Origin of the sequence: Amycolatopsis sp. NBRC 101858 (genome assembly GCF_030269325.1) — a bacterium.
In the GTDB taxonomy this organism is placed as follows: domain Bacteria; phylum Actinomycetota; class Actinomycetes; order Mycobacteriales; family Pseudonocardiaceae; genus Amycolatopsis; species Amycolatopsis ponsaeliensis.
Genome location: NZ_BSTD01000006.1, coordinates 158,982 through 179,142, shown reverse-complemented (window position 1 = coordinate 179,142; position 20,161 = coordinate 158,982). Strand labels below are relative to the sequence as shown.

Annotated in this window: 23 protein-coding genes; 13 read left to right on the top strand and 10 right to left on the bottom strand. The window is 68.8% G+C overall.

Features of this window, described 5'->3' with window-relative positions:
- Complete coding sequence (locus QSK39_RS39965; protein ID WP_285483030.1) at nucleotides 1-1,014, top strand: hypothetical protein; 1,014 nt, start codon at nucleotides 1-3, stop codon at nucleotides 1,012-1,014.
- On the opposite strand, the gene QSK39_RS39960 is transcribed toward QSK39_RS39965, so the two are convergent.
- Nucleotides 1,004-1,972: a quinone oxidoreductase family protein gene (locus QSK39_RS39960; RefSeq protein ID WP_285483029.1), complete on the bottom strand. Its 969-nt coding sequence runs from the start codon at nucleotides 1,970-1,972 to the stop codon at nucleotides 1,004-1,006. The genes QSK39_RS39965 and QSK39_RS39960 overlap by 11 nt on opposite strands.
- A 93-nt stretch (nucleotides 1,973-2,065) precedes the next feature.
- On the opposite strand from QSK39_RS39960, the gene QSK39_RS39955 reads away from it, so the two are divergent.
- Both QSK39_RS39955 and QSK39_RS39950 read left to right on the top strand, forming a co-directional pair.
- Nucleotides 2,066-2,365, top strand: a complete 300-nt coding sequence (locus QSK39_RS39955; RefSeq protein WP_285483028.1) for a hypothetical protein — start codon at nucleotides 2,066-2,068, stop codon at nucleotides 2,363-2,365.
- The gene (locus tag QSK39_RS39950; RefSeq protein WP_285483027.1) at nucleotides 2,362-3,222 is read left to right on the top strand and encodes an ATP-grasp domain-containing protein; all 861 of its coding nucleotides are present in this window, start codon (nucleotides 2,362-2,364) and stop codon (nucleotides 3,220-3,222) included. The genes QSK39_RS39955 and QSK39_RS39950 overlap by 4 nt, the downstream gene beginning before the upstream one ends.
- Here the strand turns inward: QSK39_RS39950 and QSK39_RS39945 are convergent, their stop codons facing one another.
- The gene (locus QSK39_RS39945; RefSeq protein ID WP_285483026.1) at nucleotides 3,223-3,345 is read right to left on the bottom strand and encodes a hypothetical protein; all 123 of its coding nucleotides are present in this window, start codon (nucleotides 3,343-3,345) and stop codon (nucleotides 3,223-3,225) included.
- Nucleotides 3,346-3,511: 166 nt separating this feature from the next.
- On the opposite strand from QSK39_RS39945, the gene QSK39_RS39940 reads away from it, so the two are divergent.
- Nucleotides 3,512-4,636 (top strand): hypothetical protein, encoded by a 1,125-nt coding sequence (locus QSK39_RS39940; protein WP_285483025.1) that lies wholly within the window; start codon nucleotides 3,512-3,514, stop codon nucleotides 4,634-4,636.
- Between the two features lie 40 nt (nucleotides 4,637-4,676).
- On the opposite strand, the gene QSK39_RS39935 is transcribed toward QSK39_RS39940, so the two are convergent.
- From QSK39_RS39935 to QSK39_RS39925, 3 genes are all read right to left on the bottom strand, one after another.
- Nucleotides 4,677-4,856, bottom strand: coding sequence for a hypothetical protein (locus QSK39_RS39935; protein WP_285483024.1), 180 nt, complete (start codon nucleotides 4,854-4,856; stop codon nucleotides 4,677-4,679).
- 95 nt (nucleotides 4,857-4,951) lie between these two features.
- Nucleotides 4,952-5,881 (bottom strand): acyl-CoA desaturase, encoded by a 930-nt coding sequence (locus tag QSK39_RS39930; RefSeq protein WP_285483023.1) that lies wholly within the window; start codon nucleotides 5,879-5,881, stop codon nucleotides 4,952-4,954.
- 63 nt (nucleotides 5,882-5,944) lie between these two features.
- Nucleotides 5,945-6,904: a COX15/CtaA family protein gene (locus QSK39_RS39925; RefSeq protein ID WP_285483022.1), complete on the bottom strand. Its 960-nt coding sequence runs from the start codon at nucleotides 6,902-6,904 to the stop codon at nucleotides 5,945-5,947.
- Nucleotides 6,905-7,494: 590 nt separating this feature from the next.
- On the opposite strand from QSK39_RS39925, the gene QSK39_RS39920 reads away from it, so the two are divergent.
- Nucleotides 7,495-8,346: a hypothetical protein gene (locus tag QSK39_RS39920; protein WP_285483021.1), complete on the top strand. Its 852-nt coding sequence runs from the start codon at nucleotides 7,495-7,497 to the stop codon at nucleotides 8,344-8,346.
- Between the two features lie 34 nt (nucleotides 8,347-8,380).
- Here QSK39_RS39920 and QSK39_RS39915 read toward each other — a convergent pair whose 3' ends face one another.
- The 3 genes from QSK39_RS39915 to mptB are packed head-to-tail and all read right to left on the bottom strand — an operon-like array spanning nucleotide 8,381 to nucleotide 11,721.
- Nucleotides 8,381-9,166: an ABC transporter permease gene (locus tag QSK39_RS39915; protein ID WP_285483020.1), complete on the bottom strand. Its 786-nt coding sequence runs from the start codon at nucleotides 9,164-9,166 to the stop codon at nucleotides 8,381-8,383.
- Nucleotides 9,163-10,089 carry an ABC transporter ATP-binding protein gene (locus tag QSK39_RS39910; RefSeq protein ID WP_285483019.1) on the bottom strand — a complete coding sequence of 309 codons (927 nt, stop codon included), beginning with the start codon at nucleotides 10,087-10,089 and terminating at the stop codon, nucleotides 9,163-9,165. The genes QSK39_RS39915 and QSK39_RS39910 overlap by 4 nt, the downstream gene beginning before the upstream one ends.
- A gap of 6 nt (nucleotides 10,090-10,095) precedes the next feature.
- Nucleotides 10,096-11,721 carry a polyprenol phosphomannose-dependent alpha 1,6 mannosyltransferase MptB gene (mptB, locus tag QSK39_RS39905; protein ID WP_502873361.1) on the bottom strand — a complete coding sequence of 542 codons (1,626 nt, stop codon included), beginning with the start codon at nucleotides 11,719-11,721 and terminating at the stop codon, nucleotides 10,096-10,098.
- A 166-nt stretch (nucleotides 11,722-11,887) separates the two neighbouring features.
- On the opposite strand from mptB, the gene QSK39_RS39900 reads away from it, so the two are divergent.
- Genes QSK39_RS39900 through QSK39_RS39870 form a run of 7 tightly spaced genes read left to right on the top strand, consistent with a single transcriptional unit; the run spans nucleotide 11,888 to nucleotide 18,270 of the window.
- Complete coding sequence (locus tag QSK39_RS39900; protein WP_285483617.1) at nucleotides 11,888-12,664, top strand: helix-turn-helix transcriptional regulator; 777 nt, start codon at nucleotides 11,888-11,890, stop codon at nucleotides 12,662-12,664.
- A complete protein-coding gene (gene sufB, locus QSK39_RS39895) occupies nucleotides 12,661-14,109 on the top strand; it encodes a Fe-S cluster assembly protein SufB (RefSeq protein WP_285483018.1) in 1,449 nt (482 codons plus the stop codon). The genes QSK39_RS39900 and sufB overlap by 4 nt, the downstream gene beginning before the upstream one ends.
- Before the next feature lie 2 nt (nucleotides 14,110-14,111).
- A complete protein-coding gene (sufD, locus tag QSK39_RS39890) occupies nucleotides 14,112-15,284 on the top strand; it encodes a Fe-S cluster assembly protein SufD (protein WP_285483017.1) in 1,173 nt (390 codons plus the stop codon).
- A 27-nt stretch (nucleotides 15,285-15,311) separates the two neighbouring features.
- On the top strand, nucleotides 15,312-16,082 hold the full coding sequence (gene sufC, locus QSK39_RS39885; protein WP_285483016.1) for a Fe-S cluster assembly ATPase SufC: 771 nt from the start codon (nucleotides 15,312-15,314) through the stop codon (nucleotides 16,080-16,082).
- A gap of 54 nt (nucleotides 16,083-16,136) precedes the next feature.
- Nucleotides 16,137-17,426, top strand: coding sequence for a cysteine desulfurase (locus QSK39_RS39880; protein WP_285483015.1), 1,290 nt, complete (start codon nucleotides 16,137-16,139; stop codon nucleotides 17,424-17,426).
- A complete protein-coding gene (sufU, locus tag QSK39_RS39875; protein WP_285483014.1) occupies nucleotides 17,423-17,872 on the top strand; it encodes a Fe-S cluster assembly sulfur transfer protein SufU in 450 nt (149 codons plus the stop codon). The genes QSK39_RS39880 and sufU overlap by 4 nt, the downstream gene beginning before the upstream one ends.
- The gene (locus QSK39_RS39870) at nucleotides 17,869-18,270 is read left to right on the top strand and encodes a metal-sulfur cluster assembly factor (protein WP_285483013.1); all 402 of its coding nucleotides are present in this window, start codon (nucleotides 17,869-17,871) and stop codon (nucleotides 18,268-18,270) included. Before sufU ends, QSK39_RS39870 begins: the two co-directional genes overlap by 4 nt.
- Nucleotides 18,271-18,324: 54 nt before the next feature.
- On the opposite strand, the gene QSK39_RS39865 is transcribed toward QSK39_RS39870, so the two are convergent.
- Both QSK39_RS39865 and QSK39_RS39860 read right to left on the bottom strand, forming a co-directional pair.
- A complete protein-coding gene (locus QSK39_RS39865) occupies nucleotides 18,325-18,993 on the bottom strand; it encodes a hypothetical protein (protein WP_285483012.1) in 669 nt (222 codons plus the stop codon).
- Entirely contained in the window at nucleotides 18,941-19,777 is an 837-nt protein-coding gene (locus tag QSK39_RS39860; protein WP_285483011.1) for a DUF4184 family protein, read from the bottom strand. The genes QSK39_RS39865 and QSK39_RS39860 overlap by 53 nt, the downstream gene beginning before the upstream one ends.
- 17 nt (nucleotides 19,778-19,794) lie before the next feature.
- Between QSK39_RS39860 and QSK39_RS39855 the strand changes: the two genes are divergently transcribed.
- Entirely contained in the window at nucleotides 19,795-20,127 is a 333-nt protein-coding gene (locus QSK39_RS39855; protein ID WP_285483010.1) for a YnfA family protein, read from the top strand.
- Nucleotides 20,128-20,161: the final 34 nt, after the last annotated feature.

Below are 20,161 nucleotides of genomic sequence, written 5' to 3'. Positions count from 1 at the left end.
GTGCTTTCCCCGACCGACCAGGGACACTTCCGGAAGTACTTGACGACGCTCGGTGTCGCGATCGTGGTCGCCTCCCTCGGCATCGGCGGCTTCCTGCTGCAGACCCAGAGTGACCTGCTCGTCGAGCAGGACAAGCTGGCGAAGCTGACCCCGGCCGCCCGGGCCGCCATCGAGCGGAAGCAGCAGATCGTGCTCGCCGCGACGCACTGGGCACCTTGGGTGCTCGGTGCGCTCGCGGCGCTCGGAGTCGGGCTCGCGGCGTGGGGACTGGTCGGCTGGCAGAGAAAGCAGCTGGAGCTGGACGCCAAGGACCGTGCCGAGCTGGGCAAGATCGAGGGCGAGCGGGACAAGATCCACGCCGAGCTGGCCGCGATGCAGATGACTGCCGCCGAAAAGGCCGAGGAGCTGGAACAGGAAGCCGAAGAGCTCGTACGGGACGACAGGTCACATCACCGGGAGGACGGTGACGAGGAGGCCGCGGAAGAACCCGAAACGGCCGAACCCGAACCCGAAGAGCCGGCTCCGCCGGTGGATGAACCGCCCGTCGCGACCGGGCGCGATGTCTTTCGCTGGATCGCGCGGGTCGAGGATGCCCTTGTGTCCCGGCTCGCATCGGCGTGGCCGGAAGCTGAACTGCTTCGGGATGTCCGCCCGGAGTTCACGGCAGTCGATGTCGTGCTCGACGATCTGCAGCGCGACCAGCTCACGCTGTTCGAGCTGAAGATCACGGACGCGAAGAACTTCGGCAACCGCATTCGCGAGAGCGCGTCGGCGGTCTCGACGGTCGCCGAACAGCTCACTCAGCGGTATCCGGCTCGCACGATCCGGTCCGCCGTGATCCTGGTGGTTCGTGAAGGCAGCCGGTTGCCCGAGAACCACCGGCGCCGGATCCGCGAAGCCGTGTCCGGACTCAAGCACCGGCCGATCGTCGTCCTCTACGGGGAGTCGGAATGGCAGGCGCTCGAACCGGCCACGCTTCGCGGAGACCTCGAGCGGCGCTGGGCTAAGGGATGAGCAGGAGCTTGCCGGTCGTGCGGCGGGCCTGCAGGTCTTCGTGGGCCTGGCGCGCGTCGGCCAGCGGGTACTTGCCGCCGATGCGGATGGTGAGGTCGCCCGCCTGGACCGCGTCGAACAGCTCCTTGGACCGCCAGTCGATCTCCTCGCGGCTGCGCGTGTAGTGCGCCGATGTCGGGCGGGTCAGGTACAGCGAGCCGCCGGAGTTGAGGCGTTGCGGGTCGATCGGCGGGACCGGGCCGCTCGACGCGCCGAACAGCGCCAGCAGGCCGCGGATCTTGAGGCTGGCGAGGCTGCCGTCGACGGTGTCCTTGCCGACGCCGTCGTACACGACGTCGACGCCGTCGCCGCCGGTCAGCTCGCGGGTGAGCTTCGCGAAGTCGTCGCGGTCGTAGCGGATCACCTCGTCGGCGCCGGCTTCGCGGGCGAGCTTCTCCTTCTCCTCGGTCGACACGGTGCCGATCACCCGGGCGCCGCGCGCCTTCGCCAGCTGCACCAGCAGCAGGCCGACGCCGCCCGCGGCCGCGTGCACCAGCACGTCGTGGCCGGGCTTTACCTCGAACGTCGAGGCGACCAGGTAGTGCGCCGTCATGCCCTGGAGCATGGTCGCGGCGGCGGTCTCCAGCGAGACACCTTCGGGTACCTTCACGGCGATTTCCGCCGGCACGATCTTGCGCGCCGCGTAGCTGCCGAGCGAGCCCTGCCAGGCGACGCGGTCGCCGGCCTCGAACCCGGTCCCGGGCGCGGCCTCGACGACCGTGCCCGCGCCCTCGAGCCCGAGGACGAACGGCAGGTCGATCGGGTAGATGCCCTGACGCTGGTAGGTGTCGATGTAGTTGACGCCGGCCGCGGCGACGTCGACCAGCAGTTCGCCGGCCTCCGGGGCGCGGACGTCCACTTCGGCCGCTTCGAGCACTTCCGGGCCGCCGGTCTTCGTCACCTGCACTGCGGTGGGCATGCGTCCTCCTCGGGTCGGTGTTCTCCCCGGCACAACTATGGCCGACGCCACGCTGTTCCGCGTTCCGGCCGGTCTTTGGTTATCGTTCGGGACGTGTCTGATTCCGAAGAGACTGTCTCGCCGACCAGCGCGCAGCTGGGCGCGGCCCGCAAGTTCGTGAAGGCGCACGGCAAGCCGTCCCGCGCGGTGGTGGAGAACATCGGCCGGGCCGGCGCGCGCGTGGTGCTGGTCGGCGCCGACGGCGCTCTCGGCGACGTCGTGGTGCCCTCGGTGGCGACGGGCGAGGCGCTGGTCGAGGCGGTCGAGGACCTCTCACCGGCGACGTGGGACGCGGAGACGGTCAAGCGGACGAAGATCGGCCCGGAGCACCGCCGCAAGATGGCGGGCCGGTGAACCGCACGGCGATCCTGGTCGGCTGCGCGGAGTTGCCCTCGGGCGACGGCGACGACGACGCCCTGGTGCCTGCTTTGTCGTCGCTGGGCTTCTCGGTCTCGTGGGCGGCGTGGGACTCTTCGGCCGACTTCGAGTCGGCGGACGCGGTGATCCTGCGCGCGACGTGGGACTACGCGGCCCGGCGCTCGGAGTTCCTCGCGTGGTGCGAGTCGGTGCCCGCGTTGTACAACCCCTTTGGCGTCGTTCGCTGGAACACGGACAAGTCGTACCTGCTCGAGCTGCTGGACGCGGGTGTGGCGGTGGTCCCGACGGTCTTGGCCGCACCGGGTGAGACTGCCCGTTTCCCCTCGTCGGACTTCGTGGTGAAGCCCTCGGTGGGCGCGGGTTCCCGCGGCGCAGCCCGGTTCGCGGCTGGCGCCGACGCATCCGCGCACGTGGCGGCCTTGCACGCCGACGGTCACACGGCGCTGATCCAGCCGTACCAGTCCAGTGTGGACACGTCCGGTGAGCTGGCTTTGGTTTACCTGGGCGGGTTCTACTCGCACGCGTTCTCGAAGGCCGCGATGCTGGGGTCCACGATGGACTCATCGGGGCTGTACCTGTCGGAGAAGCTGGAGCCGGCTTCGCCGCCGGCCGACGCGGTGGCGCTGGCCGAGGACGTGCTGGACGCGGCTTCGGCGTTGCTGGGGATCCTGCGGGCCGAGCTGCTGTACGCGCGGGTGGACGTGGTCCGCGGCGCGGACGGGAAGCCGTTGCTGCTGGAGCTGGAGCTGACGGAGCCGTCGCTGGGCTTCCGCCAGACGGACGAGGCGGCAGCGCTGCGCTTCGCTTCGGCGGTGCGGCAGCAGCTGGCGTAGTTATTTGGCGGTTCGTTGCGCCGCGGCGAGCGCGAGAGCCACGACCGCGCCGATCGCGGTCACGGCCAGCGAGCCGGTGATCAGGTAGAGCCCGCCGATTCCGCTCAGACCGACTTTGATCAATTCCCGCAGGCTGCGGCCCGGAGCAGGTTCGCTTGTCTTCCCCTCGGTCACTGTGCTACCCCTTTATCGGTGTACTAGTACGCCACGGGGCAAATGGTGACCGGTGGCAGGCCACGGCTCGCCGTTGTCGAGAATTGTTGATCTTCGTCGGGTAGCGGAGGAAGCCATGACCATCGGCATGGGCAGCGAGCCGGTTGACGATGCGGCTTCGTCTGGGGCAGTCGAAGCCGCGCTGCGCTGGTTGGCGAGACGCAAAGACGGCGAGCCGCTTCACTTCCTCCGTGACGCGATCGAAAATCCGGCGGGCGAACCGGCGGCGGTGCTGCGCTCCCTGGTGGCGCCGACGGCGTCATTGGTGACCGAGTCGCGCGCGTTCGCCGTGTGGGGCCTGCTCGTCGACGAGATTGGCTTGGCTGCGAATTCCCGCCGCCGCACCACGTTGAGGGCGGCGTTCCGGGTCCCGCCGCCGGGCGGAACCGCGTGGAAGGCCACGCTGGGCGACCGCTTCCGGCAGTTGATGGTGCTGCCGGGCGTCTTCGGCGATCCGCCACCCACCACCACGACGCCGATGCACCATGCCTGGCGGTGGTCGCTCACGGCGTTGGCGGGCCGCTTGGCGGAGAAGCTGGTCTCGGTTCCGGACTGGCGGCCGTACCTCGACATCGGCCGGGCGGCGGTGGAGGTTCCGAACGAACGCGTCGCCTGGCGGGCCCGGGCGGCTTCGGAAGGGGCGCAGCCGGTGTTCGTGGAACGCATGCTCGTTACGGCGGTGATGCACCGCCGGACGGTGCGCCGCCGGATCACCGAACGCGACGTCATCGCCTGCGAGGACGGTGTCGACGGCTACGACGTCCACGCGGCGACCGGCTGGACGCACGACCCGGAAGACCTGCCAGTGTCGGCGCTCTGGGCGTGCCGGGTCATCACTGACCACCTGGGTGACCCACTACTGGCGCGCCTGCGTTTTCGCCGGCCCCTGCGCAAGGGCGAGCGCTACACGTTCGTCTCCGAGGCCCTCGACGGGCAGCTCGAGGAGGAACGTAAGTGGGTCAACGTCGACGTCGACCACCACGGCATCGCGCCGGGCGGCCTGACCATCCAGCTGACCTTCGATTCGAAGCAGCTTCCCGAGGCGTGCTGGTGGTATGCGGAACAACTCGAATTCGAGCGGCCGCGGCAACCTCCGGAGGGTGACCCGCACCTGCTTCCCGTCGGGGACGGTTTCGTCCGGCACACCTTCCGCGAAGGCTGCCATCCGCGCGAGGATTACGGCATCGCCTTCAAGTGGTGATTCGTGACCGACGTGAGGTCATGTCGGTCACGAGACTTCCTCAATCGACGGTGACCGTGTTGCCGGTGTTGCCGCCACCGCCGCCAACTGCCACCGTGGCCGCCGGTTTGTGGTCGTTCCATGCGAAAGTGATCGCTGCGACCACTACGACGACCAGCGCGCCTGCCGCGGCGATCCACGGCTTTTTCCCACGCGGGTTGTTGGTGCTGTGATTGCCCATGAGTCTCCTTCGGTGTTCGGAAGTCGGCTCACCGTAAGAGAAAGGGGGCGACACGATCGAGTGCGTCAGCTCTCTTTTGTGTCGCCGTGGGCATATTAGGCTTCTGCGGTTGCCCGCTTCGCGGCCAGACGATCAGCCCGCGGCCACCGCACATCGGTCGCCCACCCGAGTTGCTCGAACGTCCGAATCACTCGAGCCGAAATATCGACCTGCCCCCGCAGCACCCCATGCCGCGCGCAGGTCGGGTCCGCGTGGTGCGAGTTGTGCCACGACTCACCCATCGAAAGCACCGCCAACGGCCAAAAGTTAGCCGCCTTGTCGCGGGAAGCGAACGGCCGTTCCCCGATCAGGTGACAAATCGAATTCACCGACCACGACACGTGGTGCAGGAAAGCGATCCGCACAAGACCAGCCCAGAAGAAAGCCGTCACGACGCCCCACCAAGACCACGAAAGCAACCCGCCCAGCGCGGCCGGCAAAGCCAAGCTCAACGTGATCCACAGCCAGAAGTACCGGTTCACCACCCGCAGATCACCATCGGCCACCAGGTCCGGGGCGAACCGATCGGCGTTGGTCACCTCGCGGGAAAACATCCACCCCATGTGCGCGTGCCAGAAACCCCGCAGCAACGCCGACGGCGACGTCCCGAACAGCCACGGCGAATGCGGGTCGCCCTCGCGGTCGGCGAAAGCGTGGTGCCGGCGGTGGCTCGCCACCCAGAAGATCACCGACCCCTGGACCGCCATGCCCCCCGCCACAGCCAAGGCGATCCGCAACGGGCGGGATGCCTTGAACGCGCCGTGGGTGAAGTAGCGGTGGTAGCCGACCGTCACGCCGAGCGTCGCCAGCACGTAGAACGCCGCCGCCAGGGCCAGGTCGATCCACGTCATGCCCCAGCCCCACACCAGCGGGACCGCGACCAGGAGCGCCGCGAACGGCACCAGGAGGAACGTCTTCAGCACCAGCATCTCGCCCGTGCCGCGGCGGTGGGAGATCAGCGGCTTGGGGGCGGCGCGCGAGGTCATGGCGCGAACAGTAACCCACGGGCGAAACGGGCACGCCGACGCCGAGTTAAGCCCGCGTTGCCGTCAGGCGGCGGCGAGTTCCCGCGGGGCCGGCTCCAGCGACGTCACCGGGCCGCGGTCGCGGCTGCCCGTCCACAGCGTCGCCGTCGCGACGATCACCGCCATCGCGCCGAGGACGTGGAACGACACCATCGCCTCCGGCACGCCCAGCGCGTACTGCAGCGAGCCCAGCCCGCCCTGCGCGAGCGCGACCACCCAGACCCCGATGTAGCGCTGCCACAGGCTCTTCGGCGCGCCGGCGCGCAGCAGCTGCAGACCGAACACCGCGAGCAGGAGCATGTACAGCACGAGCAGTCCGCCGTGGACCTGGGCGAGCGTCTCCACCGAAACGGCCAGGCGGTGCGTGTTGAGGTCGCCGCTGTGCGGGCCGGCGCCGGTCACCGTTGTGCCCGCCGCGAGCACCAGCCACATCACGACGGCCAGCGCGACCAGGACCGAGCGGCCGGGCACCAGCGGCCGCGCGGGTTCGTCGCCTTCGCGGAACGCGCGCAGCAGCAGGACCGCGAGCCAGACGAGGGGAGTGGTGGCGAGGAAGTGGATCGCGACGGTCCACCACTCGAGCTTGGCGAGCACGGTCATCCCGCCGACGACGGCCTGCAGCACGACGCCGCCGGGCATCGTCCAGGCCAGCTTGACCAGGCGGGTGCGGCTCGGGTGGTCGATCTGCACGCGCCACGCCGTGAGGACGGCGATCGCGGCGACGGCGATGACGACGCCGGTCAGCATCCGGTTGCTGAATTCGATCCACTGGTTGAGGGCGTGGATGCCCGGGTGGTCCACCGGGACCAGGCTGCCGGCGACGCACTGCGGCCAGGTCGGGCAGCCGAGGCCCGAGCCGGTGACGCGCACGATGGAGCCGGTGACGCCGATCAGCGCCTGCGCGAGGACCGCGGCGATCCCGACGGCCCGCTGCACGGTGGCGGAGGGATACGGCAAGCGGGCGACGAGGCTGGTGAACGGCACCCATCGATGGTAGAGCGCCGGGAAACGCGGCTTTCGGCAGGTCCCCGCGCCCAGAACGACGCCGCGGCCACAAGGGACCTAGGTCACGCACGCGGAGTACCGAACGTCGCAGGCCCTTCGTGCGTTGCCTCGGTCCACGGGGTTGACTCTGTCAGGCTCGGCGTCGTTTGTCGGTTCGCCCTTTCGCGCTCTTCTCCCGTTCGTGCGATCTGTGAGGGGGCGCGTCGTCACGCGGGTGGCTTGCCAGGAAAGTCGCGACGGCGACCAGAGCGTTCAACAACGCCGCCATCGCTGCTCCGGAGGTGAGGACCGCGACTGTGAGCGACTCCCCATTCATCCATGCGATCAGGCAGGCTGCCGAACCCAGGGATACGACCGCTGCCCCGCCGACCTCGACCAAAGTTCGCGGCCGTCCGGCACGTGATGTGGATCGGCTCGACTTCGGCATAGGTACTTCCTTGTCCCAGCAGACGTGTGCGAACCACCATGGCGGCAACCACGAGATCACGTAAAACTAATGCCGTTACAGCGGTTTACGGTGGCTTTACATCTTCTTACGATGTTGGTGACGCGTCGAAGGAGGTGTCCTGGTGACGCCTGAAGAGTCACTGGCGTCGGCACTGCGCAGGTTGCACCTTCGAGCCGGGAGACCCAGCACTCGGAAGATCGCGAGTGAGGTGGGCGGCGTCAGTCACACGACGGTCAACGAGATGCTCCGAGGGTCTCGTGTCCCGGCCTGGGATTTCGTCAAAAAGGTCGGCCGCTATCTGAATGGCGATGAGGGCGAGTTGTGGTCGCTGTGGTCGGCGGCCCAGAAGACGCCGCTGCCGCGTGGTGAAGCACACAATGATCTCTGGGATCCGGTGTACCTGGACCGTTTGGTCGTCACCTCGTTCGTCAGTGCAAGGGGCACGAGGGAGACCCGCACGGTCGAGCGCTGGATCAGAGCTACGGGCGACGGGGTGGACCGTTATGTCGTCAGGGCCGCGGCGCGGAAGGGGGTGACTCATTCCGGCGGCGGAAAAGTCAATGTCGAGCCTTACCTCAATTGTACGATCGGCAAGATCAGGCCGGTTTCCGTTTCGGACGAGGGTGATGCGTTGCTCGTCGATGTGATGCTGGCCGCCCCGCTCGACGAGGGCGAGTACGGGTTCTTCGCCACGAGAGGCCGCTATGTGCATCCCGCTCAGTACACAAGCTTCTCCGAGAGTGTGATCACCGGTCAGGGAGCTCGGGAGGTGCTGGTTCGGGCGCAGTTCTCGGGTGACAGCGTTCCGCGCAAGTGCTGGAAAATCGTCGGTGCCTCCGACGATGCCATGTACGACGAGCCACCGCCTGGTTCAAGGCGAATGCTGACCGTTTCGTCGTCGAGGTACGTGGAGCTGCGTGCTCAGGCCCTGACACCGGGATCGCGGATCGGAATAGCCTGGACCTGGGGATGAGCGCTTCCCTGGCCGAGTGTCGCCCTGGCTTGGGTCAGGTGAGCTTCGTCGTGCGGGACGCGAGAGCGCCCGCGAGGACCGCCCAGACCGCCAGTACCGCCATCGGCCCCGGGGCGAACGAACCGTCGACCAACGCCGACCGCATCCCCTCCGCCAATGCCCCCGACGGCAGCAGCTCCACCACGCGCGCCAGCCCCGCAGGCAGCGACGACGGCGCCAGCAGGATGCCGCCCGCCAGGAGCAGCACGAACCACACGATGTTCGCCAGCGCCAGCACGGCTTCGGCGCGCAACGCCCCACCCAGCAGCACGCCGAGTGCCCCGAACGCCAAGGTCCCGAGTACCAGCAGCAGAACAGCCGAAGCCAGGCCCGAGAACGAAGGCGACCACCCCAGGAACGCCGCCACCACGCCGATGATCACCGACTGCAGCACGACCACCACCAGCGCCGCGATCAACCGACCCGCCACCAGCAGCCACCGTGGCAACGCCGTCGCCGAGAGGCGCTTCAGCACGCCGTAACGCCGGTCGAAACCCAGTGCGATCGCCTGGCCCGTGAACGCCGACGACATCACCGCCAGCGCCAGGATGCGGGGCGTGATCCAGTCCACTTTGGACGTCGTACCCAGCTGGGACGCGGGCAGGATGTCCAACAATGACAACCCGATCAGCAACGCCAAGGGGATGAGCAGCGTCAGCAGCACCTGCTCGCCGTGGCGGAGCGTCAGGCTCGCCTCGACCCGCGCGTGCGTGCGCAGCATCCGGCCCAGGGACCCGCGCCCGGGGGCCGGAGCAAAAACACCCGGCTCGAAAACGCTCATGCCCGCAGCTCCCGTCCGGTCAGCTCCAGGAAGACCTCTTCGAGCGTGCGCTTGCCGACCTGCAGCTCCTCCGGCAGCACGCCCTGCTGCGCGCACCACGCCGTGACCGTCGACACGACCTGCGGGTCGACCGAGCCCACCACGACGTACGTGCCCGGCGCCGCCTCGCGCACCGCGTAGCCCTCCGGCAGCGCCGCGGTCAGCAACGCCGTGTCCAGCCGCGTGCGCGCCTTGAACCGCAGGCCCGCGGTGCCGCTCTCGTCGACCGTCAACGACTGCGGTGCTCCCGAGACGACGACCTTGCCGTGGTCCATGATCACCACGGTGTCGGCCAGGGCTTCGGCCTCCTCCATCAGGTGCGTGGTCAGCAGCACCGAGACGCCGTCGCGGCGCAGCGCGCCCAGCAGGTCCCACACCAGCCGCCGGGCCTGCGGGTCCATGCCCGCGGTCGGCTCGTCGAGGAACACCAGCTCCGGCCGCCCGATCAGCGCGCACGCCAGCGAAAGCCGCTGCTGCTGCCCGCCGGAAAGGCGCTTGAACGGCGTCCGCCGCACCGACGCCAGCCCGAGGATGTCCAGCAGCCACGCCGGATCCAGCGGGGACGCCGCGCAGGAGGCCACCAGCCCGAGCATCTCGTCGGCGCGGACTCCGGGGTAGGCACCGCCGCCCTGGGGCATGATCCCGACGCGGGGGCGCAGCGCGGCCGACTCGCGCACGGGGTCGAGGCCGAGCACGCGCACCGAACCGGCGTCAGGCTTCAGGAAGCCTTCGCAGATCTCGACGGTGGTGGTCTTGCCGGCCCCGTTCGGGCCGAGCAGGGCGAGCAGGCTGCCGCGCTCCATCCGCAGGTCGAGACCGTCGACCGCGCGGGTGGAGCCGTAGCTTTTCACCAGCCCGGTGATCTCGACGGCGGGGGCACTCACATCGGGTCACGATACGGCGTCGGCCCGCGCGGGCACCCGCGGGGACGGCCTGGAGAGCAGGACGGGGGCGAGTCGCCGCACGACCAGCATCCCGCCGCCGCACACGACGATCGCCGCGACGTAGGCGAAGGGGAGCACGTACGGGCGGCCGTCGAAGGTGCTGCCGGTGGGCGGCAGCAGGAACGGCAGGGCGGCGGACAGCACCGCCGCGGCCACCCGGAACCGGGACGTCCCGGCCGCGGCGGCCAGCGGGATCACCGCCCACAGCACGTACCAGGGCTGCAGGTTGATCTGCAGGATCATCACCGCGCCGAGGGAGACGCCGAGGCCGATGATCGGCCGGTAGCGCCACTTGAAGCTGTCCCACAGGAACTTGACCGTGATGGCGACGGCGACGAGGTAGCCGAGCGCGCCGAGGATGGGCACCAGGCCGTTGGTGTGGTTGCCGAGCCCGAGCGCGATGCCCAGGACGCCGGAGAGGTTGGCGAGCTCGGCGGTGGGGGAGATCCAGGAGCGGACCAGGCCCGGGGTGTCGAACGTCGCGCCGACCCAGCCGAAGCCGAGCCCGGTGCCGAAGCAGACGGCGACCAGCACCAGCCCGAACCACAGCGCCATCGGGGCCCCGGCGACGAAGAGGTCCTTGAGCCGGCCGTGCCAGCGCCGCGCGACCATCACGGCGAAGAACGGCAAGGCGAACAGGGCGGGCAGCTTCACCGCGACGCCCAGGGTGATGATCGCCACCCCGAGCCCGATGTAGAGCAGCTCCCCGCGCGCCAGTGGCGGTGGCGTGTCGCCCTTCACCCGGATCGGCAGCCGCCGGATGCCGACCTCCAGCCCGGCGAGCATCAGGCCGATGGCGAGCGCGTCGTTGTGGGCGCCGGCGATGAAGTGGAAGATCAGCAGCGGGTTCAGGGCGCCGAGCCACAGCGCCGTCGCGGGCTGGACGCCGAAGCGGCGGGCGAGCCGGGGCAGCGCCCAGACGATGAGGACCACACCGGCCAGGGCGAGCACGCGCTGCAGGAGCACGCCGACGGCGATGCTGTTGCCGGACAGCGGCGCGAGCCAGCCGCCGAGGCGCAGCACCAGGGGCCCGTACGGCGCCGGCGTCTCGCGCCACATGTTCGACACGCCCATCGTGAACGGGTCGGCGACGCCGAGGGCCTGCGCCGGGCCGAGGACGTAGGGGTCCATGCCGCGGTGCACGATCTCGCTCTGCGCGAGGTAGCTGTAGACGTCGCGGGAGAACAGCGGCGGGATGACCAGCAGCGGCAGCACCCACAGCGCGATCGTGCGCGCGAGCTGGCCCTGCGACGCGAGCCGGGCGCGGTCGGGCCGGGCGAACTTCCCGAGCATCAGCCAGCTGAGCACGAGGATGCCCATCCCGGAGATCGCGATGGCCAGCGACACCGTCGGGATGCGGGTGAACAGCCGCAGCACCGGGATCTCCTGCACCGGGTTGATCACCGGGGCGGCGCCGGCGCCGAGGGAGCCGAGGGCGAGGAAGAGCGAGCCGATCGTGCCGAACCGGCGGACGACGTTCAGCCCGCGTTGCTCGTCGGCTTCGAGGGGGAGGGGCTCGCGGGGCCGGACGGGCGAAAGCGTCACGGGGTGGGCGTGCTCGGTCTCGAGCACTGTCCCTTGCTGGTCCTGTTCACCCTCTGCCACGGGAGCAGGGTATCGCCGCCCCCGCGGAGTGAGTCGGGTCACTGCCGAAGACCCCGCCTTTGCCGACCGCCGGGAAATAAGACACACTTGTGTTGTGAAAAAGACGGAGGCGGGTGACCAGGCGGGCGGCGACATGCCCCGCGCCACGGTCAACGCTGTCCCGTCGCAGGTCAGCGCCGAGGGCAAGACCCGCAGCGAGGTCGCCCGGCTGCTCCTGGAACAGGGTCCCATGACCGCCGTCGTGGTCGCCGAGCAGCTCGGGATCAGCCCGGCGGCCGTCCGCCGGCACCTGGACGCGCTTCTCGCGGACGGCGAAGCCGAGACGCGCGACGCGCCCCGCCGCGGACCCCGGGGCCGGGGCCGCCCGGCCAAGCTCTTCCTGCTGACCGAGGCCGGCCGCGCCCGGTTCGGGCACGCCTACGACGACCTGGCCGTCTCCGCCATCCGCTTCCTGGCCGAGCACGCCGGTGAAGACGCCGTGCGCGCGTTCGCCGAGCAGCGCATCGAGAAGCTCGTCGGGCCGCACCGCTCCGCGATCACCGGATCGAGTGATCCGGCGACGCGCGCGGAGGCCCTGGCGACCGCCCTGACCAGGGAGGGCTACGCTGCGTCGACCCGTCAGGTAGGCACTCCGGCACCCGGTCAGAACGTCGGCGCTCAGCTCTGCCAGCACCACTGTCCGGTCGCCCACGTGGCCGCGGAGTTCCCGCAGCTGTGCGAGGCCGAGACGGAGGCGTTCGCCGAGTTGCTGGGCACCCACGTCCAGCGGCTGGCGACCATCGCACGCGGTGACTCCGCGTGCACCACCCACGTACCCGCCACGGCGGGTCCGCCGGCCCATCCCGAGCCGGTCAGAACGGTGCCCTCAGGGCGCACAGCACGGATCCCGAATGGAGGGAAACCCGCATGACTGCCGCTGCCGAGCAGCGCACTCCCACCACCGCGCCACTGAGCCAGGAAGAGACCATCGAGTCCCTTGGCAAGTACGCGTTCGGCTGGGCCGACTCCGACGAAGCGGGCGCCAGCGCCCGTCGCGGGCTGAACGAGGATGTCGTCACCGACATCTCCGGGAAGAAGTCCGAACCGGAGTGGATGCGCGAAGCGCGACTGAAGGCGCTCAAGCTCTTCGAGAAGAAGCCCATGCCCAACTGGGGGGCCGACCTCTCCGGGATCGACTTCGACAACATCAAGTACTTCGTCCGCTCCAGCGAGAAGCAGGCTGCGAGCTGGGAAGACCTGCCCGAAGACATCAAGAACACGTACGACAAGCTCGGCATCCCCGAGGCGGAGAAGCAGCGCCTCGTCGCGGGTGTCGCGGCCCAGTACGAGTCCGAGGTCGTCTACCACTCGATCCGCGAGGACCTCGAGAAGCAGGGCGTGCTCTTCCTCGACACGGACACGGCGCTCAAGACGCACCCGGAGCTGTTCGAGGAGTACTTCGGCTCGGTCATCCCGGCCGGCGACAACAAGTTCTCCGCGCTGAACACGGCGGTGTGGTCCGGCGGTTCGTTCATCTACGTGCCCAAGGGCGTCAAGGTGGACATCCCGCTGCAGGCCTACTTCCGGATCAACACCGAGAACATGGGCCAGTTCGAGCGCACCCTGATCATCGTCGACGAAGACGCCTACGTGCACTACGTCGAGGGCTGCACGGCGCCGATCTACCAGTCCGACTCGCTGCACTCGGCGGTCGTGGAGATCATCGTCAAGAAGGGCGCCCGCTGCCGCTACACGACCATCCAGAACTGGTCGAACAACGTCTACAACCTGGTCACCAAGCGCGCCAAGTGCGAAGAGGGCGCGACCATGGAATGGATCGACGGCAACATCGGTTCCAAGGTGACCATGAAGTACCCGTCGGTCTTCCTCATGGGCGAGCACGCCAAGGGTGAGGTCCTCTCGGTCGCGTTCGCGGGCGAGGGCCAGCACCAGGACGCGGGCGCCAAGATGGAGCACCTCGCGCCGTACACCTCCTCGACGATCGTGTCGAAGTCGGTGGCGCGCGGCGGCGGCCGCACCTCGTACCGCGGCCTGGTCCGCGTGGCGAAGCGGGCGCACCACTCGCGCTCCAGCGTCGTGTGCGACGCCCTGCTGGTCGACACGATCTCGCGCTCGGACACCTACCCGTACGTGGACATCCGCAACGACGAGGTGTCCATGGGCCACGAGGCCACGGTGTCCAAGGTCAGCGAAGAGCAGCTGTTCTACCTGATGTCGCGCGGTCTCGACGAGGCCGAGGCGATGGCGATGATCGTGCGCGGGTTCGTCGAGCCCATCGCGCGTGAGCTGCCGATGGAGTACGCGCTCGAGCTGAACCGCCTGATCGAGCTCCAGATGGAAGGGTCCGTCGGCTAGTCATGTCGGTTACCGAGAACAACGTTTCCGAAGCTCTTCGCGAGGGGGCCGTCATTCCGGCGGCCTCCCGCGCGGAGCGCTTCACCTCCTACGACGTCGAGGCCTTCGAGGTCCCGGGCGGCCGTGAGGAGAACTGGCGCTTCACGCCGATGAAGCGGCTGCGCGGCCTGCACGACGGGTCCGCGGTCGCCACCGGCGAGATCACGCTGGAAGCCGACGCCGCCCCCGAACTCATCATCGAGACCGTCGGCCGCGACGACTCACGGCTCGGCCAGGCGGGTGTCCCGAGCGACCGCATCGCCGCGCAGGCGTACTCCTCGTTCACCAAGGCCACCGTCGTGACGGTGCCCAAGGAGACGAAGGCGTCCAAGCCGTCCGTGCTGCGCATCCACGGCCCGGGGGTGGACCAGGTCGCCTACGGGCACCTGCAGGTCCGCGCCGAGGCGTTCGCCGAAGCCGTCGTCGTCCTCGACCACGTCGGCTCGGGCACCTACGCCGACAACGTCGAGTTCGTCATCGGCGACGGCGCCAAGGTCACCGTGGTCAGCGTCCAGGACTGGGCCGACGACGCGGTGCACGTTTCCGAGCAGCACCTGAAGCTGGGCCGCGACGCCGCGCTGCGGCACACGGTCATCACCCTGGGCGGTGACCTGGTCCGCGTCTCGCCGACGGCGACCTTCACCGACAAGGGCGGCGACGTCGACATGCTCGGCGTCTACTTCGCCGACGGCGGCCAGCACCAGGAGCACCGCCTCTTCGTCGACCACGCGGTGCCGAACTGCAAGTCGCGCGTGGGCTACAAGGGCGCGCTGCAGGGCGAGGGCGCGCACACGGTCTGGATCGGCGACGTGCTGATCCGCGCCGCGGCCGAGGCCACCGACACCTACGAGTTCAACCGCAACCTGGTGCTCACGCCCGGGGCGCGCGCGGACTCCGTGCCGAACCTGGAGATCGAGACCGGCGAGATCGAAGGCGCCGGCCACGCGAGCGCGACGGGAAGGTTCGACGACGAGCAGTTGTTCTACCTCCAGTCGCGTGGGATCGCCGAAGAAGCCGCCCGCCGCTTGGTCGTGCGCGGGTTCTTCCACGAGATCCTGGTGAAGATCGACGTCCCCGAGGTGCGGGAGCGCCTCGAAGCCGCGATCGAGGCCGAGCTCGAAGCCGTTGGCGCCTGACCGCTCTCTGACTTAGGAAACGAAGAAATGGCTACCCTGGAAATCAAGGACCTGCACGCCTCGGTCGAGACCGACGAAGGCGCCAAGGAGATCCTCAAGGGCGTGAACCTGACGATCAAGTCGGGCGAGACCCACGCGATCATGGGCCCCAACGGCTCCGGCAAGTCCACCCTGTCCTACGCGATCGCCGGCCACCCGAAGTACCAGGTGACCTCCGGCGAGGTGCTGCTCGACGGCGAGAACGTCCTCGAGATGAGCGTCGACGAGCGGGCCCGCGCCGGCCTCTTCCTGGCCATGCAGTACCCGGTCGAGGTCCCCGGCGTCTCCATGTCCAACTTCCTCCGCACCGCGGCCACCGCGGTCCGTGGCGAGGCCCCCAAGCTGCGCCACTGGGTCAAGGAGGTCAAGGAGGAGATGGGCAAGCTCGAGATCTCGCAGGAGTTCGCCGAGCGTTCGGTCAACGAGGGCTTCTCCGGCGGCGAGAAGAAGCGCCACGAGATCCTGCAGCTGGCGCTGCTCAAGCCGAAGTTCGCCATCCTCGACGAGACCGACTCCGGTCTCGACGTCGACGCCCTGCGCGTCGTCTCCGAGGGCGTGAACGCGTACAAGGCTTCGAGCGAGGTCGGCGTCATGCTGATCACGCACTACACCCGGATCCTGCGGCACATCACGCCGGACTTCGTGCACGTCTTCGCCGGCGGCAAGATCGTCGAGTCGGGCGGCAAGGAGCTGGCGGACGAGCTCGAGGAGAACGGCTACGTCAAGTACGTCGGCAAGCCCGAGCCGGCCGCGCTCTGACGTTCGTCCTGTGAGTCACGACTACACCGAGAAAGAAAGAGAGGAGCCGGCCCGATGACCACCACCTCGGCTAGCTCTGTTCCTTTGGACGTCGCCGCCCTGCGCGCCGACTTCCCGATCCTGTCGCGCACCGTCCGCGACGGGAAACCCTTGGTGTACCTGGACTCCGGGGCGACGTCGCAACGCCCGACGCAGGTGTTCGACGCCGAACGCGACTACGTCTTCACGTCGAACGCCGCCGTCCACCGCGGTGCGCACCAGCTGTCCGAAGAGGCCACCGACGCCTACGAGTCCGCGCGCGCGAAGATCGCGGAGTTCGTCGGCGCCGACCCCGAGGAGCTGGTGTTCACCAAGAACGCGACCGAGGGCATCAACCTCGTCGCGTACTCGATGAGCAACGCCGCCACGGCCGGCCCGGAGGCCGAGCGCTTCCGGGTCGGGCCGGGCGACGAAATCGTCATCACCGAGATGGAGCACCACGCGAACCTCGTGCCGTGGCAGCAGCTGTGCCAGCGCACCGGGGCCACGCTGAAGTGGTTCAAGGTGACCACCGGCGGCAGGCTCGACCTGTCCGATGTGGACGAGCTCATCACCCCGAAGACCAAGGTCGTCGCGTTCGCGCACCAGTCGAACGTGCTCGGCACGGTCAACCCCGTTTCGCTGCTGGTCGAGAAGGCCAAGGCCGTCGGCGCGCTGACCGTGCTCGACGCCTGCCAGTCGGTTCCTCACTTCCCGGTGGACTTCCACGCGCTGGGTGTCGACTTCGCGGTGTTCTCCGGGCACAAGATGCTCGGCCCGTCCGGCATCGGCGTGCTCTACGGGCGCACCGAGCTGCTGTCGGCCATGCCGCCGTTCCTCACCGGCGGGTCGATGATCGAGATGGTCCGCATGGAGGGCTCGACCTTCGCCCCGCCGCCGCAGCGGTTCGAGGCCGGCGTGCCGATGACGTCGCAGGCCATCGGCCTCGGCGCGGCCGTCGACTACCTCTCGGCCATCGGCATGGACCGCATCGCGGCGCACGAGCACGAGCTCGCCGCGGCGGCCCTCGACGGCATCGGCGCCATCCCGGGTGTCCGGATCGTCGGGCCGACGGACCTGAAGGACCGCGGCGCGACCGTGTCGTTCGTGATCGACGGCGTGCACCCGCACGACGCCGGCCAGGTGCTCGACAGCCTCGGCATCGCGGTCCGCGTCGGCCACCACTGCGCGTGGCCGCTGCACCGGGCCTGCAACGCGCAGGCGACCGTGCGCGCGTCGTTCTACCTCTACAACACGCTGTCCGAAGTGGACGCCCTGGTAGCGGGTGTTCGCGAGGCCCAGAAGTTCTTCGGGGTGGCCCAGTGAACCTGGAAAGCATGTACCAGGAGATCATCCTGGACCACTACAAGAACCCGCACGGGCGCGGCCTGCGCGACCCGTTCGACGCCGAGTCGTTCCAGGTCAACCCGACCTGCGGCGACGAGGTGACGCTGCGGGTCAAGGTCGACGACGGGAAGGTCGCCGACGTCTCCTACGACGGCCAGGGCTGCTCCATCAGCCAGGCTTCGACGTCGGTCTTGACGGATCTCGTCGTCGGCCACACGCTTGAGGAGGCGTTCACCACCATGGACGCCTTCGTGGAGCTGATGCAGGGCAAGGGAAAGATCGAGCCGGACGAAGACGTGCTGGAGGACGGGATCGCCTTCGCGGGCGTGGCCAAGTACCCCGCCCGCGTCAAGTGCGCCCTCCTCGGCTGGATGGCTTTCAAGGACGCCGTCGCCCGGACCACCAGTGGAGCTGAGAAAGCATGACCGAAGACACCGCCACCGACGCTCGCGAGGGCCGGACCGCCGCCGACCTCGACGCCGAGACCACCGCCACGCAGGACCTCGATCTCGCCAAGCTCGAGGACGTCGAGGAAGCCATGCGCGACGTCGTCGACCCGGAGCTCGGCATCAACGTCGTCGACCTGGGCCTGGTCTACGACATCCGCGTCGAGCAGGACAACACCGCCACCATCGACATGACGCTCACCTCGGCGGCCTGCCCGCTGACCGACGTCATCGAAGACCAGACGTCGGCCGCGCTGACGTCCGGCGGCCTCGTCAAGGACTTCCGGATCAACTGGGTCTGGATGCCCCCGTGGGGCCCGGAGAAGATCACCGAGGACGGCCGCGAGCAGCTGCGCGCCCTCGGCTTCACCGTCTGACTTCCGGCACATCGAGCGGGTCACCTTCCGAGGTGGCCCGCTTTGTGTATAAGCTCAGAAGAACAGGGCCCAGACACCTGCTTCCGGATGCCATGCGGAAAGCGATGCATCCAGGACATTTGCTCGACAGCTAATGATCAGATCCAGGTCTGGATTGCCGTGGCCGTCGTCGTTCGCGAACGTCATGGAGAAAGACGGATGCTGAACTCCGGCAGCTAAAGCGAGGATTGGGCCGGGGAACTCAAAGGTTCCGGCTGGGCTGACGTAGAACTCGAAGTAGTGTCGTCTTGCCCAGAGTTCCTCGGGCACGTTCAAGACTATCGTTCGTGCGCCGGCTCGGGAAGGTGATTTGTGGTAGGTCGGCATCTCCTTGGGAGGTCGGCTGATGTGCAATGAAATGAGCTTGGGTGCGGAGATTTCCACGACGCTACCAAAATGGACGTCTTTCGTGAGATGCTGTCCATCCGAAGTCGAGTTTACGTGCATCACGCCAGACTTGTGATGGGACACCTTCCAGTTTTGCAGTGGGAGCGAGTCGAGGTCGTCAGGCACGGTGATGGTGAACTTCGAGAAGTCTGTCGACGTGACCCAGTTTGTGGCGCGGCCTGGCGTACCGGGGCCCCAATACAGATCAGAATTTCGCACTGAAAACCAGGCAATCAGGCAAAGTTCATCCGTTCGAGTGTTTCGAAGGAGAAGCTTGATTCTGCGCTCTTTGTTCACCTCTTAAGTGTCGCTCCTTTCGCAAGTGATTAAGCGGGAGTTTTGTGTATAACGCCCTATACCGCGCGTGCCAGGCCAGCGCGTGCAGGACGAGCGCGGCGAGAAAACCGCTGCCGGCGCCGGTGACCGCCAGGTAGGTCGCGTTGCCGACGACGCCCGCGTCCGTCATCGGGTCGTGGTGGGCCAGGAAGGGCAGGACTTCCGCCAGGACGCCGGTCAGGGTGCCCGCGGCCAGGAAAGCGATCACGGGCCCGCGGTGGCGGGTGGACGGCGGCGCGGGTTCGGTGGGCGCCGTGCGGTACCAGCGCACCAGCCACCAGGCGAGGACCCCGGCTCCGGCGATCGTGCTGACGAGCTGGATCAGCCGTCCGACGTCGACGCCGGTGACGAGCGGGGTCCGCAGGAACGCGAACCCGTCGTTCTCGTGGGTGAAGGCGTCCCAGCCGACGTGCGTGGCGGCACCGAGGACCAGCGACAGGGCGATCCACCCCGGCCGCCGCCAGCCGAAGTGGCGGGGGAGCCGCTCGGCCAGGTTTCTCGGCGCCAGGGCGAGCAGCGGCCGCTTCAAGCCGAGCTGGAAGACCGCCAGCAGGACGAGCGCGAGGAGCGGGTCGAGCCAGAGGACGGACGCGAGCTCGTGGGTCTTGGTCAGGCCGATGCCGGGCAGCCGCGGCACGAACCAGAAGACGTCCGGCGCGACCGACCCGGCGACGAGCGCGGCCGGCACCAGCGGTCGTCTCGCCAGGGGGAGCACGGCGGCGGGATGACTCAGCGTGAACGGCACGGAGCTAGTATCCCGGCGTGGTCCTGCGCTCGATCCTCCTGTTCCTCGCGGCGGCGGTCTGCGAGATCGGCGGCGCGTGGCTGGTGTGGCAGGGCGTCCGCGAACACCGCGGCTGGCTGTGGATCGGCGGCGGCCTGCTGGCCCTCGGCGTGTACGGCTTCGTGGCGACACTCCAGCCGGACGCCCACTTCGGCCGCATCCTCGCGGCGTACGGCGGCGTGTTCGTGGCGGGCTCGCTGGCCTGGGGGATGGTGGCGGACGGTTACCGCCCGGACCGCTACGACGTGCTCGGCGCTCTGCTGTGCCTGGCGGGCGTCGCGGTGATCATGTACGTCCCCCGAACGGGGTAACCCGTAACGTTCGCCGGCCCCCGTCGATACATCG

Excerpts from the sequence above, each read along its gene's own strand:
- QSK39_RS39960 (WP_285483029.1), bottom strand. The coding sequence starts at position 1,972 with ATGCCCACCGCAGTGCAGGTGACGAAGACCGGCGGCCCGGAAGTGCTC.
- QSK39_RS39940 (WP_285483025.1), top strand. The coding sequence starts at position 3,512 with ATGACCATCGGCATGGGCAGCGAGCCGGTTGACGATGCGGCTTCGTCT.
- QSK39_RS39935 (WP_285483024.1), bottom strand. The coding sequence starts at position 4,856 with ATGGGCAATCACAGCACCAACAACCCGCGTGGGAAAAAGCCGTGGATC.
- QSK39_RS39930 (WP_285483023.1), bottom strand. The coding sequence starts at position 5,881 with ATGACCTCGCGCGCCGCCCCCAAGCCGCTGATCTCCCACCGCCGCGGC.
- QSK39_RS39915 (WP_285483020.1), bottom strand. The coding sequence starts at position 9,166 with ATGAGCGTTTTCGAGCCGGGTGTTTTTGCTCCGGCCCCCGGGCGCGGG.
- QSK39_RS39900 (WP_285483617.1), top strand. The coding sequence starts at position 11,888 with ATGCCCCGCGCCACGGTCAACGCTGTCCCGTCGCAGGTCAGCGCCGAG.
- sufB (WP_285483018.1), top strand. The coding sequence starts at position 12,661 with ATGACTGCCGCTGCCGAGCAGCGCACTCCCACCACCGCGCCACTGAGC.
- sufD (WP_285483017.1), top strand. The coding sequence starts at position 14,112 with ATGTCGGTTACCGAGAACAACGTTTCCGAAGCTCTTCGCGAGGGGGCC.
- sufC (WP_285483016.1), top strand. The coding sequence starts at position 15,312 with ATGGCTACCCTGGAAATCAAGGACCTGCACGCCTCGGTCGAGACCGAC.
- QSK39_RS39880 (WP_285483015.1), top strand. The coding sequence starts at position 16,137 with ATGACCACCACCTCGGCTAGCTCTGTTCCTTTGGACGTCGCCGCCCTG.
- QSK39_RS39870 (WP_285483013.1), top strand. The coding sequence starts at position 17,869 with ATGACCGAAGACACCGCCACCGACGCTCGCGAGGGCCGGACCGCCGCC.